The sequence below is a fragment of the Komagataeibacter kakiaceti JCM 25156 genome, from assembly GCF_000613305.1.
The window spans coordinates 1-14,115 of the sequence record NZ_BAIO01000025.1 but is presented as its reverse complement, the minus strand read 5'-3'; the positions used below and the strand labels follow the sequence as shown (position 1 = coordinate 14,115).

Below are 14,115 nucleotides of genomic sequence, written 5' to 3'. Positions count from 1 at the left end.
TCGCCCGTTTGCAGATTCGGGGCGTTATCCAGAAAATCGGCGGTGGGAATGAAGAACAGCACGCCCGTAACGGCGGTGCTGACATCAAGCAGCCTGTCGTAATTGCCGGGCGGCTTGCCGATGAACATGTTGCGCAGCATCTGCTCCGTGCGCGCGGGGGAGCGCGCATAGCCGATGAAGTAGGTGCCGAACTCCCCCTTGCCCACTTCGCCAAAGGGCATGTTGTCGCGCACGATCTGGAGCTGCTGGCCGTTTTCCTCGATGTTGGTGAGGACATTATGGGCGTAGCTGGGCTTGGCCGCATCCGCCAGTTCAATGTCCGACACTTTCCTGCGGCCGATGATGTGTTCCTGCACTTCGGTCGGGATGGCGTCCCATTTCTTCAGGTCATGCAGGTATTTCTGCACGATGACATAACTGCCACCGGCAAAGGCGGGGTCTTCATCCCCGATGATCGTGGACTCACGCGCCACCTGTCCCGACGGGTTCTCGGTCCCGTCCACGAAGCCGAGCAGGTCGCGCGCGTCGAAATACTTGAATCCGTGGACTTCATCCACGATCTCCGCCGCCCCCTCCAGCCGGGAGACGATGGCCGTGGCCAGTTCGAAGCACAGGTCCATCCGTGTCGCGCGGATATGGAAAAGCAGGTCGCCCGGTGTTGCGGGGGCATGGTGCACGCCCCGGATCTCCGCGAACGGATGGAGTTCGCTGGGGCGCGGGGTGCCAAAAAGTTGATCCCAGGCGTTCGAACCGATGCCGGTAATGCAACTTAACCTTCCATCGGGGATACGGAACCCGACACCACGTACCAGAGAGGAGAGATCCCCCAGCAGCCCCCGGACCTGCGTGCTGGCCGATGTGTCCGTATTCAGCGTGGCAACAAGAAAAACCGCAGCCTGGGTCAGTTTCGTATCAACGGGTTGAGATGTGGCCAACGGACTGAAACTCCTGCAGGTGACGTTCGCACAAGGTAGAGAGGCGTCCAGCATAGGCGCATGATTATCCGTGGCAAGATAATGCAGACAGGAAAATAACCGGCCCCATCACAAATCCATCACCGTGATAACCGGCATGCATAATATTATAAGCAGAAGGTCTTGGACGCATGGCGGCAGGCCAGCCTAGCAAGGGCCGTGGACAGCCGGGGCATGTCTGGCAGGCAGGATATGGTCGCGGCGGCATGCGTGGCCGGAAAGCCCGCCACGGTATCGATTTCCGATGACTGTCGTGTGGCGGAAACGCCAGTGTCCCGCCTTTGGGAAAGTATAGATGTACACTGCTCATGATCTTGCGCTGGTTCTTGCGCGCTTTCAGTTCGCCTTTACCGTGGGCGTCCATATTGTCTTTCCGGCTTTCTCGATCGGGCTGGCGGCCTATCTCGCCGTTCTGGAGGGGCTGTGGCTGAAGACCGACCGCCAGGTTTTTCTTGACCTGTACCGTTACTGGATCAAGGCGTTTTCGATCGTCTTTGGCATGGGTGTCGTCTCCGGACTGGTCATGTCCTATGAATTCGGCACGAACTGGGCGGTCTTTTCCCGCAAGGCCGGACCGATTACCGGCGTGCTCCTGTCCTATGAGGTGATGACCGCCTTCTTTCTGGAGGCGGGATTTCTCGGCGTCATGCTGTTCGGCATGAACAGGGTCGGGCGTGGGCTGCATTTTGCCGCGACCTGCTGTGTCTCGGTTGGCACGCTGATTTCCATGACATGGATTCTGGCGTCGAATTCATGGATGCAGACCCCGCGCGGCTATACGATCGACCCGGCCACGGGGCGCTTCCTGCCCGCTGACTGGCTGGCCATCATTTTCAATCCGTCCTTTCCGTTCCGGCTGGTCCATATGGGGCTGGCGGCCTTCCTGTCCGTCGCGTTTGTCGTGGGTGCCACGGGGGCATGGCATATGCTCCGGGCGCGCCGGGAGGGAAGGGGCGCAAGCGAGCCGGTCCGGGTCATGTTTTCCATGGCCATGTGGATGGCGGCCCTTGTCGCGCCCGTGCAGATTCTGGCCGGTGACGCCCATGGCCTGAACACGCTGAAATACCAGCCGGTCAAGATCGCCGCGATGGAAGGGGACTGGGAAACCGAGGGACGGGCCGCCGAACTGCTGTTTGGCATCCCGAACATGAAAACGGAACGGACGGATTACGCTGTAAGGATCCCGCTTCTGGGCTCGCTGATCCTGACGCACAGCCTTGATGGAAAGGTGCCGGGCATGAAGGACTTTCCGCGCGATCAGCGGCCGCCTTCACCGGTCATATTCTTTTCTTTCCGGATCATGGTTGCGTTGGGCGTGCTGATGATGCTGGTCGGATTCTGGTCGCTGTGGCTGCGGCGGGCGGGCGCGCTGTTCACCACGCCCGTTTTCCACCGCGTGATCCTGTGCATGGCGCCCGCTGGTTTCCTGGCGCTGCTGTGCGGCTGGGTCACGACCGAGGTGGGGCGTCAGCCATGGACCGTCTATGGCCTGCTCAGAACGTCCGACAGCGTATCACCCATTGTCCTGTCCAGCATGGCGGTGACGATAACGGCCTTCGTGGTCGTGTATGTGATCGTGTTCGGATCGGGGCTGGGCATTCTGGTCCGTCTTCTGGGCCATGCCCCGCAGGAAGGTGAGCCGACCACCAGCCCGCGCATGCCTCGGACATTCTGGCGACACATACGCACCCGGCGGTTATTGACCCCTCTTCCGGCAAAGGAGCCTGAGGCATGATGGACTTCGCATACTGGCTCCCCATTGTATGGGCCGTCATTCTGGTGGCCGCGATCACCATCTACGTCATTCTCGATGGGTTCGACCTTGGTATTGGCATGCTGTTCATGCTGGAACGACACGAGGGCCGCCGGGATGTGATGATCAACACGATCGCGCCGGTATGGGACGGGAACGAGACGTGGATGGTGCTGGGTGGCGCGGTGCTTTACGGGGTTTTCCCCGGGGCCTACGCGACGCTTCTGCCCGCTTTCTACCTGCCGATCGTTCTCATGCTGCTGGCGCTGATCTTTCGCGGCGTTGCGTTCGAATTCCGGGTCATGACCCGGGGCAGGCCGCATGAAGGGCTGTGGGATGTCGGGTTCATGGCCGGATCGGCCGTTGCGGCATTCTGTCAGGGGGCGATCCTGGGGGGTGTCATTCAGGCGTGACGGTTACGGAAGGCGCGTTCGCGGGTGGCTCGCTGGACTGGCTGACACCGTTCAGTGTCCTGTGCGGGTTGTCCGTCATGTGCGGGTACGCCCTGCTTGGCGCGACGTGGCTGGTGTGGCGCACGACCGATGTGCTGGAAGCTTCCTGCCGCCGCTGGGCCGGATGGCTGGCGGCCGGCCTTTTCTGCGGCATTGTCGCGGTCAGTCTGTGGACCCCGCTGCTGCATGCGCCCTATCTGCGCCGCTGGACCGACTGGCCGAATATCCTTCTTGTCGCCCCGGTGCCGGTTCTGGTTGTCGTGCTGGGTGGCCTGCTTGTCAGGGGATTGCGGCGGGGACATAGCCGGGTGCCGTTCCTGTGCGCGCTTGGCTGGTTCTTCCTGTGCCTTTCGGGGCTGGGAATCACGGTCTGGCCGTACGCCGTGCCGCCGGGGCTGACGCTGTGGGATGTGTCATCCCCACCGTCAAGCCAGTTTTTCCAGCTTGTCGGCACCGCCATCCTGCTGCCGATCATTCTGACCTATACCATTTATTCCTATCGTGTGTTCCGGGGAAAGGTGACGCAGGCAGATGGCTATCACTGATACCATGCGTGCAAAAGGGGACGACGCGCCACGGCATCTGGGCGTGCGGATCGGGTGGTTTGTCGCCATCTGGGCGCTGAGCACCACGGCGTTTTTCGTGGCTGCGTCGCTGCTTCACCTACTGGTTCCCAGATAAGGTACCGCTTATGATCCCCGATAAACCGTAGGAAAGTTTTGGTGAAGCTTTTTTCAAAAAGCTTCAGGAAACGCCGCCTTTTCGAAAAAAGGCGGCGCCCAAAAGCTTTTAAAGAATCCGTAAGCAAAAGGAAGCGGGATACTGTCCTGCCTAACAGCCCCTAGAAATTATAGTGCAGGTTACACCCAACCCAGCGCGGTGTCTGGAGGTACTGGGCGCGGCTGTTGTCGCTTCCTGTAAAGGAATAGATGTCGCCATGCCTGTTCATGAGGTTATCCACATAGACGGAGGCCGACCACTTTCCGGTCTTGGGGCCGAACTCCATGCGCAGTCCCAGCGAACTGATCTTGCTGCTTTCGCCATTGGGGTCGCCCAGGTCAACCAGCATGTTGTCCTTCCATGTATAGCTGGCCTGTAGCGTCATGCGGTAACGGTCTATGTCTATGCCGTAGCGGACCACGGCGTCCCATGAAAAGCGTGGCGCGAACGGTAGCGCGGAATGGGCGGTGACATTGGACAGAAGCGGCAGGCCGCCGATGGAACTCACCGCGCTGATCGCCTGTGCGTCCAGATAGGCGAACGAAGCCCGCAGGTCCAGATTGGGGATCACGTTGCGCCATGTGCCCGACAGTTCCCCGCCCCGTGTCCGTGCGCGCGGGATGGGGCCAAGGCTGAGGGAGGTCACGTTGCCCGGCATTTCCGCGACAAACAGCGTCTGGCGATTATGGTATTCGTAATCGAACAGGGAGCCGTTGATGATCAGCTTATCATGCAGCAGGCTTGATTTCACACCCACTTCATAGGCGATCAGGTTTTCGGGCCGCACATAATCCAGCGCTTGCGGCGCGGTGACGGGGGCCGAGAAATAGGTGCCCGCTTTGTACCCGTTCGAGATGGTGCCATACACGAATGTGCCCGGAACAATCTTGTAGCGCAGGCCGACACGCCCGGTGAAGCGTTCATATTCATGGTTCTGGTCAAGGTAGGACAGGTGCGATCCCGGCACCCCGCTCAGGATGCCGTTGTCATCGGTCGTACCCCCATGGAAGCCGCGTTCATCATACGAGAACCGCCCGGCGGCAATGAAGTCGAGCTTTCTGGTAATATTCGTGACTGTATTGACATACACGCCGGTTGACAGGTTCTGCTGCGAAAAGTGATCGCTGAAGTTGGCCACGGGCACGCCTTCCAGATACCCGCGATAACTGGTGTAATCCCCGTCAATCTTGTCATATGATTCGTAAACGCCAACCGTCAGATGGAATATCCTGGCGATGTTCGTCTGCAGATGCATGTCATGCGACTGCGCGATATAGGTATCATTCCAGTGGTAATCACCAATGTTGACTGATTCACCATCGTAATTGTCGTAAAGCGAGCGACGGTAGAAATCGATGCCGGTGGTGGAGGTGAAGGTGCCGAAATCAAAATTACGGTTGAAGGTCAGCGAGACACCGCCACCGTTTTCATTGCGGCCCACCCGGTTGTTGCCAACATTGACCTGGTTGTATTTGGGGTTCGGCCCGACGCCAACGGTGGGGTCCGTGTCCTGCGGGGAAGTCGGCGTGCCACGGTCACGGGTGTAATGCAGGTTCAGCAGAAGGGATGATCTGTCATCAATGACGAATTTCGTCAGGTTGCGCAGTGACAGCAGATCCTGCGCGCCATAGCGCTGGTTTGTATGGATGTCGTGCTGCCAGCCATCTCCGTTGGCGTAGCTGAAGGCGGTCCGGTTGAAAATACGCTTGGTAATTGGCACGTTGATGGCGAATTTGCCGGTATTCGTATTGTAGCTGCTGTAGCCCCAGTCCAGGTACCCGCCGAATTTGTCCGTGGGCTTTATGGATTCAATATTCATGCTGCCGCCGGTCGTGCTGCGGCCGGATTCAAACCCCTGCGGTCCCTTTTCGATATTGATGTTGTCCACATCGAACATCTGCCGTTATAGAGCGCGGGATAGGGCGCGAACACGCCATCAAGATAGATGCCGATCCCCCCATGTTGGTGCCGCTGTAGTCATCAAGCCCCACGCCACGGATGGAAAAGATCGGTGTACTGCCCGATGTCGCGTTGACCGCGGTCACGCCGGGTGTGAAGGCCGCTATTTCCTTGGGGCTTACGATGTGCAGGTCCTGAAGTTCCTGCCCGCTCATCGTATCGACGGTGCCAACCTTGTTCTGGAACCGGGTGGCGCGCGAGCGCTGCACATGGATGGTTTCCTGCGTGGTGGAACGCAGGGCGGCGGGATGGTGGCCGGGTTGCGCCACCCGGCCATGGGGGGTGGCCTGCGTCGTGGCGGTGGTGGACTGGGCAAGGGCGGGAATGGCCGGGACGGTACCGAGCAGGAATGACACCAGCAACGCGCGCTGATACGTGGACTGTACGGGAAGGGGAATATGGCGCGGCAGATGCCGGGCGCGGGAACGCCTTTTCATGTCTACAGCCTTATGCGTGGTCGTGGGGGGAGGGGAGTGGAAGCGGCGTGTGGCGGGCTCTGTTCCGGTCAGGAAATATCTGCCTTGTGCGGGAGGAGGAAATGACCTGGCCATGGTATCCCTTGCATGGTGCGCCGAGATGCAGCGTCAGTGGTTATATTTCATTATTATTTAACAATGAAACCGCAGACGTTCGTTTGAAATATTGTAAATCTTACTTTCGTCTCCTCCCCGCCATACGTTACTGTTCAACAACGTATCATCTGGTCCAGAAAAGCACGTGCGCGTTCCGTCTTCGGGTTTGTAAAGAATTCGTCGGGTGGTGTAATCTCAAGTATACACCCCTTGTCCATGAAGATGATGCGATCGGCGATATGGCGCGCAAATCCCATTTCGTGGGTGACACAGAGTGTCGTGATTCCCCGCCGGGCCAGATCGTTCATGATGCCGACAACACCGGAAATGGCTTCCGGGTCCAGGGCGGCCGTCGGTTCATCAAACAGCATGACATCGGGCTGCATGCACAGCGCGCGCGCAATGGCCACGCGCTGCTGCTGGCCACCGGAAAGCTGGATCGGATATTTGTTAGCCTGTTCCAGTATGTTGACCTGTGTCAGGAACCGGCGCGCCATCTGTTCGGCATCGGGGCGGCTGGTGGCGCGTACGAGCCGGGGGGCGAGGGTGCAGTTGTCAAGAACGCTCAGGTGCGGAAACAGGTTGTAGTTCTGGAACACCATCCCGACCATGCCGCGCAGTTGCGTCAGGCTGGTCTGTTCATTGATGACCTGCCCGTTAATGATCAGGCTGCCGCTGGAATGCGGCTCGATACGGTTGAAACAGCGGATAAGCGTGGATTTTCCCGATCCGGACGGCCCGAGAATGACAATCTTCTCACCGCGCTGGACATCGAAATTCAGCCGGTCAAGGGCAAGGAAATCCTTGTAGAGCTTGCTGAGATTCCGCACCGAGATCATGACGGATGGATCGTTATCGGTATCAGGGTTCATTTGCACAAGCCTTGTGACGGTCGGCCCAGGCAAAACGGCGCTCGACCCGTTTCTGGACAAACAGGAAGAAGAAGACCATCGCCAGATAATAGATCAGGGCGGCCGCGTAATATTCGGTAAACTCGAACGTGCGGGCAACCTGTATCTGGGTTACGGACAGAAGTTCCTGCAACGATATGACCGAAGCCAGCGAGGTCGTTTTGAGCAGGTTGATGAATTCGTTGATGGTGGGCGGCAGCGCGATCCGCAACGCCTGCGGGAAGATGACATGGAAATAGACCTGCCTGCGGTTCATGCCCAGCGCATCCGCCGCCTGTTCCTGCCCCCTGTCCACCGCGGACAGGGCCGCACGGTTGATTTCAACCTGATAGGCCGATTCATTGATCGACAGCGACAGCCATGTGGCCAGGAACGGGGTGAACCATTCCTCCCGGAATATGGGAAAGAACTGCGGCAATGCGTTCCAGATGAACAGCAGTTGCAGCAGTGTCGGCGCGCCCCGGAAAACCGAGACATAGACCCGGAGCGCCTGCCTGATGATGGAATCCGGGCCGTTGAGGGTGATCGCCATCGGCACGGAAATGATGATGGCCGTCAGATGGGACAATATCGCCACGCTCAGCGTAATGAGCGCGCCGCGCAGAAATGCGCTCGATCCCAGCGCGGACAGGAACGTCGCCCAGCGGAAGCCCGGTGCCTGCGCGGCTGGGTGAACGCGTCCCGGCCACTGTCGCCTATGGCCCATTTTTTCCTGATCTCGGCGATCGTGCCGCTGGTTTCCAGTGTCGCGATGGCTGATTCGACACTCTGCCGGTCATGGGCGTTCTTGCGGATATAGATCGCGAAGTTGCGGTATTCGGGGTAATCGGGCTCCAGAATGATGTTGACCTTGCCATGGAGCTGTTTGCGCCGGAAATAGAGTTCGACATCCTGACTGGCGAAGGCGAAGACGCGACCGATCAGGACCTGCTGGACCACCGCGTCTTCGGTCGGGTACTGCTGGATCGTGATGGGCGCGCGCCCGGCGGCGACAAGGAGATCGTTTTCGCGGCCGATGCGGGCGGCGTAGCTGGTGCCCGACTGCACGGCCACCGCCTTGCCCGACAGGTCGGCCATGGATCCGATATGGGGCGTGCCCGCCCGCGCCACCACGACCAGCGCCGTATCCAGATAGGTGATGGCGTCAAAATTCTTTTCCCGTTCGGGCAGCTTGATGATGCCGCTTATGACCATGCCGCACCGTTGCGCGGCCAGGCTGGGAAACAGGCCGACAAAATCCATGGGGGTCGTGACCAGCTTCACGTTCCAGTACCGGGCCAGGGCGCGGGCCAGATCCATGTCCACCCCCGCCATGGCCGTGGCGTCCGTGCCGTTCACGAATGTCATGGGGGGCAGGGTGGGGTTCGTGCAGACCGTCAGCGTGCCATCATGCACGAACTCCGGCAGATCCGCCGCACGGGCGGGCGTGGTGACAAGGAACAGGGTGAATACGCTGGCCAGGACCAGAAAACATTTCCGTACGAACGCGCGGGGGCGGGGGACTGGCATGAAAAGGCTACTCCGTGCCTGAGCGGGCGGATGAATGGGGAAACGGGAACTAGCACGCATCTTCAAGAATCGTCCGGAACGTCTCCACCATGAGCCCGGTCTCGGGGGAGGAACGGACAAGGAAATGGAAGCTGGTGATCAGGTGCAGGTCACCAAAGCTGATATGCCGCAGCAGCCCGTCACGCAGCAGCGGGCGCGCGAAGGCTTCTGGCAGGAAACCGATATAATTGCCAGACAGGATCAAAAGCGCGCGGGAATCCACATTTTCCGCCGCCGCAGTGAATGTCATCCGCGCGCGCATATCTTCCCAGCGGGCTGACTGGGCCGCGTCCGAGACCTCGATCATGTTCTGCGCGGCCAGCGTGGCGGTGGTGATTTCGGCCTCGGGAACGGTGAAGAGCGGATGGCGCTGGCCGCAATAAAGATTCAGCCGTTCGGTGAACAGGGTCGTATCGTGCATGTCCGGCTGGTGATGGGCATACAGGGTAATGCCCGCCGTCGCCTGCCCGTTCAGGACCGCGAATTCCACCTCCCGTGTCGAAGCCGAGCGTACGTCCATGAACACATCGGGGTGGCGGGTGGTGAATGTTTCGATCGCGCGGATGATCGCGGTCTCGCCATGAACCTGGGTATTGTCGGGCACGTACAGGCAGAACCGCCCGGACAGAACGCCGCTGGCGTCGTTGATGCGCTGCTGGAAGCGACTTATGTCCGCCTGGAGCTGGTCCGTCGCTTCCAGCACCATCCGCCCTTCGGATGTGAGGGAGAAACCGCTGCGCCCCCGCAGGCACAGTGTCAGGTTCAGCCGGTTTTCAAGCGCGGAAATATCGATGCTGATGGATGATTTGCTTTTGCCCAGCGCGATTTCCGCCGCTGAAAATCCGCCGCGTTCCGCCACGGTGCGGAACACGCGCAGCAGGCGCAGGTCCACTTCGGCAATCTGGCCATTGAAGCCGCCCCCGCGATGGCCGCGCGCGGCGCGGCGCGCCGGAAGTGACCTGACCGATGCGACGGATGGCGAGCGTGTCATGCGCGGCGGTTCCCTTCGTAAGCGAACATAGGACATAGGCAGACTGATGGGTCTGATGCTATCAGGAGCAGTAACAAAGCGTATGGAGATGGGTGGGGAATCTCATTGGCAGAAATGGCCAATTGGTTGTCCAGATTATCCTGCTTCGTAACGATCTTCAGGGTTGCGGGCACAGGAAAGAGAGGAGGGCCGGTGATAGATGCAGGTGTTGTCCGTTGATCCTTTTTGTCCTGATCCACACGCCTCGGGCGCGGACGGAGGCTATGACCCGCATCGTGTCATGATCCAGATTCCGGGCATGCACCTCAATAAACTGCTGGGCGTGCTGGAAGACAGGCAGGTTTCGGTTGCGCATGTGCTGGAACGCTTCGGTCTGGACCGCGCGGACCTGCGTCGGGGCGGATCACAGATTCTTTATGGCGATTATGTCCGGATTCTGGATGGCATCCTGCTTGATGTCGATCTGGAGGGGCTGGGCTTCCTTGCGGGGCGGCATATCAACGCGGCTGATTTTGGCGTGGTGGGCTATGCCTGCATCAGCGCGCCCACATGGCGTGAGGCGATAAGCCGGTTCATCCGGTACCAGTCCCTTCTGGGCTACGGCATCCGCGTGCGGCAGGGGCTGAGCGAGGATGCGGACCATGCGGTCATCAGTTCCCACGTTCTGGCGGACCTGCCGCAGCGCACGGCCATGTACCTGGTGGAGGAATGGCTGGGGAACTGGAGCGCGTGGCTGGAACGCAGCGGGCTGGAATTCGCTGAAATCCAGCTGACTTTCGCCCGGCCCGGCCATGCCGATCTGTACAGGCGGTATTTTTCGTGCCCGGTACGTTTCGCATGTAGTGAAAACCGCATCGTGATCCGGCGGAACCATCTTGATGACATGCCGGAAATGGCCAATGACATCGCGGCCGATGTCATGGCTGAATACTGTGACAACATGCTGGCGCGCATCAACGGCAACCTCAGCATTGGCGAGCGGGTCCGCCACAGCATCAGCGCGCAGTTCCTCTCCCCGCTTGAGCCACGCCCGACGCTGGCCGTCGTGGCGCGGGATCTGGGCATGGGAACCCGCACGCTGCGGCGCATGCTGGCCGTGGAGGGGGTGCGGTTTCAGGATCTGGTCAATGAATACAAGGCCCAGCTTGCCCGCAAATTGCTGCGCGAAAGCAACCGGTCCATCAAGGAAATCGGGTTTTCCCTTGGCTATACGGAGGTTTCGGGCTTTCATCGTGCCTTCCGTTCATGGACAGGGCAGACCCCCAGCGCCTACCGTGAAGGCGGCGATGCCACGCATATGGATGATGACGCCGGGCTAAATTAATGAAAATGCAAAGTAAACTATGAACCATTGATATTTTGGCGGATCGGCATGTTCGGGTATCGTTTCGACATCCAGAAGATAATCTATTCCGGTCATTTGCTGAGGATTACAAGATAATGGTAGCGAACCGCTGGTTTATTGACAGTGAAACCGGGGACCTGGCCGATGTCCTTCTGTGCCCGCCCGACTATTATTCATGGATCCCGAGCAATGACATCGCCATCCAGAGCATGGCCAATGGCGTCCGGATCGACCGCGCGGCCCTGAAGGCGCAGTTTGGCGAACTGGTCGATGCCCTGAAGGGGGCGGGGGTAAGCTGTCATTACCTGACGGCGAAGGAGGGTATGCCATATGAGGTCTATACCCGCGACAGTTCCCAGACCACACCGTTCGGCACGGTCGTAACGCGCCTGTCCCGGCCCGAGCGCAAGGGGGAGGAAAAGCAGATCCGCGCCTTCTACAGCCCGGACGAGATCTGGAAGACCTGTACCAAGGGGAATATCGAAGGGGGTGACATCCACATCATCCGCCCCGGACTGCTGGCGGTGGGGGTCAGTGGCGGCCGCACGGACGAAGCCGGCGCCGCCGAGTTCATCGGCTGGTTCGAGGAGGCAGGATGGACCTGCCGGATGATCCGCTTCCCCGAGCATTTCCTGCATCTGGACGTCATTTTCACGATGGTGGCGGAAAACCTCGCGATCGCGGCAGTGGATGTCATCGCGGATGAGGATCTGGAGTGGTTCCGCCAGCAGGGCATCCGCCTGCTTCCGGTTTCCTACAAGGAAGCGATGCGCGACATGGGGTGCAACGTGCTGGCGTTGGGGCAGGGGCGTGTTGTCAGCCCGCATCACTCCACACGGATCAACCAGATGCTGCGGGCCGAGGGGCTGACGGTTTTCGATCCCGAACTGAACCAGTTTTCCCAGGGTGGCGGCAGCGTGCATTGCATGACCATGCCGTTGCGCCGGAAGTCGCTGCAATCGGCATGAAGGCCGGGTGACGTGTTGCGTGGCGCCCGGTCCGGAAATCGTCGCCGTCATCCGGCAGGCGCTGATGGAGGGGGCGGGTGCGGATAATGTGCCTGTGGGGTATTCGCTGTTCGCCAATATTGACGCATCCTGCCTGTTGAGGAAAACGGCGGACACGCCACAGCGCAAGGATTAGGAATACATGGTCAGGCTGGTCATAAGCTCGGACGGCCCGGCGGCGGCCGGGGGGTGGCGCGAGATTTTCCACAGCGTCGCGCCGGAACTGGATGTCTGCTCCTGGTACGAACCGGGACTGGATCTGGCCCATGTCGATTATGCGCTGGTCTGGCACCCGGCATCGGAAGATCTGGCCCGCATGGCGCATCTCAAGGGCATCATATGCACCGGCGCAGGCATCAATCACCTGCTGCATGATCCGGGCTTTCCCCTGCATGTTCCGCTTGTGCGCATGGGCGGTGAGCAGACGGCGGCCCTCATGGCGGATTACGTGCTGTGGGCGGCGCTGGGCCTGCTGCGGGATTCCCGCACATGGGCCGTTCAGCAACAGCGGGCGGTGTGGAAGAACAACCGGATTTCACGCACCTGTAGCGAAGCCCGGGTCGGGGTCATGGGCATGGGCCATCTGGGGGGGCATGTGGCCCGGCATCTCCATCATGTCGGGTTTACGGTGGCGGGGTGGCGGCGTTCGGCGCGCGACCTGCCGGGAATTCAGGTGTTTTCCGGTAATGACGCATTGCCGGATTTTCTGGGTGAACTGGACATACTGGTCAATCTCCTGCCCAGCACCCATGAAACACGCGGCATGATCAATCATGCCCTGCTGGGCGCGCTGCCGCGTGGCGCGGGCTTCATCAATGTCGGGCGCGGCAATCACGTCATTACGGACGACCTGCTGCGCGCGCTTGATGAAGGGCAGGTGGGGGCCGCGGTCCTTGATGTCACGGATCCGGAACCCCTGCCCGCGGATCATCCGCTGTGGCGTCATGAACGTGTGACCATCACGCCCCATGTGGCTTCCGAAGCCTCGCGGGAGGCACAGGCCCGTTACGTCCGTGATGTCATCCACCAGATGGAGCGTCACGAGCGGCCCGCCCTCCTGTGTGATCCGGCGCGGGGGTACTGAGTGTCGATATGACAGGTTTCATACGAATGACAGACAGGATACGGGAATATACGGATGCGGCAGAGTAATCTCTCGATAGACGGCACGGCCCTGTGGCGTGACCTGATGGAGACCGCCGCTTTTGGTGGCACCGCGCGCGGGGGAATACGACGCCTGGCGCTGTCGGATGAGGATTTGCAGGTGCGTGAGTGGTTCACGCGTACCTGTACCGCCCTGGGCTGCACGGTTGGCCATGACTCCATGGGTAACCAGTTCGCACGGCGTGAAGGAAGTGAAGGCGGGCTGTCGCCCATCATGATCGGCAGTCACCTCGATACCCAGCCCACGGGTGGGAAATTCGATGGCATTACGGGCGTTCTGGGCGGGGTTGCCCTTCTGCGCGCCCTGCATGAAGCCGATGCGCGGACCCGCCACCCGATCGAGGTGGTCAACTGGACCAATGAGGAAGGGGCGCGGTTCACACCCCCCATGATTTCATCAGGCGTCTTCGCCGGTGTCTTTACTGAGGAATTCGCCCTGTCGCGTGCGGATCGGGATGGCGTGAGCATGAAGGCCGCGCTGGAACGTGGGGGCTATGTCGGGGATGAGCGATGTGGCGCGCACCCTGCGGCCGCCTATTTCGAACTGCATATCGAACAGGGGCCGGTACTGGAAGCCGAAGGCTGCACCATCGGCGTGGTGCGCGGCGTGCAGGGCATGCGCTGGTACGATGTGCGCGTAACGGGGCAGGACGCCCATGCGGGCACGACGCCCATGGCCATGCGGGCGGACGCCATGTGGGCGGCGGCGCGCATGATTG

The 14,115-nt window shown here is 60.3% G+C and carries 13 protein-coding genes and 2 pseudogenes; 8 read left to right on the top strand and 7 right to left on the bottom strand.

Annotated elements, in window-relative coordinates; all coding sequences use genetic code 11:
- Positions 1–935, bottom strand: a 935-nt coding sequence (locus JCM25156_RS03665) for a Dyp-type peroxidase (protein WP_025812177.1), incomplete at its 3' end; no start/stop codon positions are given.
- A 334-nt stretch (positions 936–1,269) separates the two neighbouring features.
- Between JCM25156_RS03665 and JCM25156_RS21275 the strand changes: the two are divergent.
- The 3 genes and pseudogenes from JCM25156_RS21275 (at position 1,270) to JCM25156_RS27650 (ending at position 3,860) form a co-directional block, all read left to right on the top strand.
- A pseudogene (locus tag JCM25156_RS21275) lies at positions 1,270–2,702 on the top strand (cytochrome ubiquinol oxidase subunit I).
- A 3-nt stretch (positions 2,703–2,705) separates the two neighbouring features.
- Positions 2,706–3,724: pseudogene (cydB, locus tag JCM25156_RS21270) on the top strand (cytochrome d ubiquinol oxidase subunit II).
- Complete coding sequence (locus JCM25156_RS27650) at positions 3,711–3,860, top strand: DUF2474 family protein (RefSeq protein ID WP_084296430.1); 150 nt, start codon at positions 3,711–3,713, stop codon at positions 3,858–3,860. Before cydB ends, JCM25156_RS27650 begins: the two are co-directional and overlap by 14 nt.
- A 160-nt stretch (positions 3,861–4,020) precedes the next feature.
- Here the strand turns inward: JCM25156_RS27650 and JCM25156_RS21265 are convergent, their stop codons facing one another.
- The 6 genes from JCM25156_RS21265 to JCM25156_RS03630 form a co-directional block, all read right to left on the bottom strand.
- Positions 4,021–5,796, bottom strand: a complete 1,776-nt coding sequence (locus tag JCM25156_RS21265; RefSeq protein ID WP_407637102.1) for a TonB-dependent receptor — start codon at positions 5,794–5,796, stop codon at positions 4,021–4,023.
- Positions 5,747–6,295 carry a hypothetical protein gene (locus tag JCM25156_RS32550; protein ID WP_407637101.1) on the bottom strand — a complete coding sequence of 183 codons (549 nt, stop codon included), beginning with the start codon at positions 6,293–6,295 and terminating at the stop codon, positions 5,747–5,749. Before JCM25156_RS32550 ends, JCM25156_RS21265 begins: the two co-directional genes overlap by 50 nt.
- 248 nt (positions 6,296–6,543) lie before the next feature.
- Complete coding sequence (locus JCM25156_RS03640; RefSeq protein WP_025812176.1) at positions 6,544–7,302, bottom strand: amino acid ABC transporter ATP-binding protein; 759 nt, start codon at positions 7,300–7,302, stop codon at positions 6,544–6,546.
- Positions 7,292–7,909, bottom strand: a complete 618-nt coding sequence (locus JCM25156_RS32545; RefSeq protein WP_407637099.1) for an amino acid ABC transporter permease — start codon at positions 7,907–7,909, stop codon at positions 7,292–7,294. Before JCM25156_RS32545 ends, JCM25156_RS03640 begins: the two co-directional genes overlap by 11 nt.
- An 11-nt stretch (positions 7,910–7,920) precedes the next feature.
- Positions 7,921–8,850 (bottom strand): transporter substrate-binding domain-containing protein, encoded by a 930-nt coding sequence (locus tag JCM25156_RS32540; RefSeq protein WP_407637098.1) that lies wholly within the window; start codon positions 8,848–8,850, stop codon positions 7,921–7,923.
- A 49-nt stretch (positions 8,851–8,899) separates the two neighbouring features.
- On the bottom strand, positions 8,900–9,880 hold the full coding sequence (locus JCM25156_RS03630; protein WP_025812175.1) for a LysR family transcriptional regulator: 981 nt from the start codon (positions 9,878–9,880) through the stop codon (positions 8,900–8,902).
- Between the two features lie 280 nt (positions 9,881–10,160).
- Between JCM25156_RS03630 and JCM25156_RS21250 the strand changes: the two genes are divergently transcribed.
- The 5 genes from JCM25156_RS21250 to JCM25156_RS03595 form a co-directional block, all read left to right on the top strand.
- Positions 10,161–11,204 (top strand): AraC family transcriptional regulator, encoded by a 1,044-nt coding sequence (locus JCM25156_RS21250; RefSeq protein ID WP_242402454.1) that lies wholly within the window; start codon positions 10,161–10,163, stop codon positions 11,202–11,204.
- A gap of 116 nt (positions 11,205–11,320) precedes the next feature.
- Positions 11,321–12,193 carry a dimethylarginine dimethylaminohydrolase family protein gene (locus tag JCM25156_RS03620; protein WP_025812174.1) on the top strand — a complete coding sequence of 291 codons (873 nt, stop codon included), beginning with the start codon at positions 11,321–11,323 and terminating at the stop codon, positions 12,191–12,193.
- Positions 12,194–12,212: 19 nt separating this feature from the next.
- Positions 12,213–12,368: a hypothetical protein gene (locus tag JCM25156_RS29305; protein WP_159104959.1), complete on the top strand. Its 156-nt coding sequence runs from the start codon at positions 12,213–12,215 to the stop codon at positions 12,366–12,368.
- Positions 12,369–12,374: 6 nt separating this feature from the next.
- The gene (locus tag JCM25156_RS03610) at positions 12,375–13,316 is read left to right on the top strand and encodes a 2-hydroxyacid dehydrogenase (protein WP_025812173.1); all 942 of its coding nucleotides are present in this window, start codon (positions 12,375–12,377) and stop codon (positions 13,314–13,316) included.
- Positions 13,317–13,370: 54 nt separating this feature from the next.
- A partial coding sequence (locus JCM25156_RS03595; RefSeq protein ID WP_025812171.1) for a hydantoinase/carbamoylase family amidase occupies positions 13,371–14,115 on the top strand: 745 nt, incomplete at its 3' end.

Excerpts from the sequence above, each read along its gene's own strand:
- JCM25156_RS27650 (WP_084296430.1), top strand. The coding sequence starts at position 3,711 with ATGGCTATCACTGATACCATGCGTGCAAAAGGGGACGACGCGCCACGG.
- JCM25156_RS21265 (WP_407637102.1), bottom strand. The coding sequence starts at position 5,796 with ATGTTCGATGTGGACAACATCAATATCGAAAAGGGACCGCAGGGGTTT.
- JCM25156_RS32550 (WP_407637101.1), bottom strand. The coding sequence starts at position 6,295 with ATGAAAAGGCGTTCCCGCGCCCGGCATCTGCCGCGCCATATTCCCCTT.
- JCM25156_RS03640 (WP_025812176.1), bottom strand. The coding sequence starts at position 7,302 with ATGAACCCTGATACCGATAACGATCCATCCGTCATGATCTCGGTGCGG.
- JCM25156_RS32540 (WP_407637098.1), bottom strand. The coding sequence starts at position 8,850 with ATGCCAGTCCCCCGCCCCCGCGCGTTCGTACGGAAATGTTTTCTGGTC.
- JCM25156_RS03630 (WP_025812175.1), bottom strand. The coding sequence starts at position 9,880 with ATGACACGCTCGCCATCCGTCGCATCGGTCAGGTCACTTCCGGCGCGC.
- JCM25156_RS21250 (WP_242402454.1), top strand. The coding sequence starts at position 10,161 with ATGATCCAGATTCCGGGCATGCACCTCAATAAACTGCTGGGCGTGCTG.
- JCM25156_RS03620 (WP_025812174.1), top strand. The coding sequence starts at position 11,321 with ATGGTAGCGAACCGCTGGTTTATTGACAGTGAAACCGGGGACCTGGCC.
- JCM25156_RS03610 (WP_025812173.1), top strand. The coding sequence starts at position 12,375 with ATGGTCAGGCTGGTCATAAGCTCGGACGGCCCGGCGGCGGCCGGGGGG.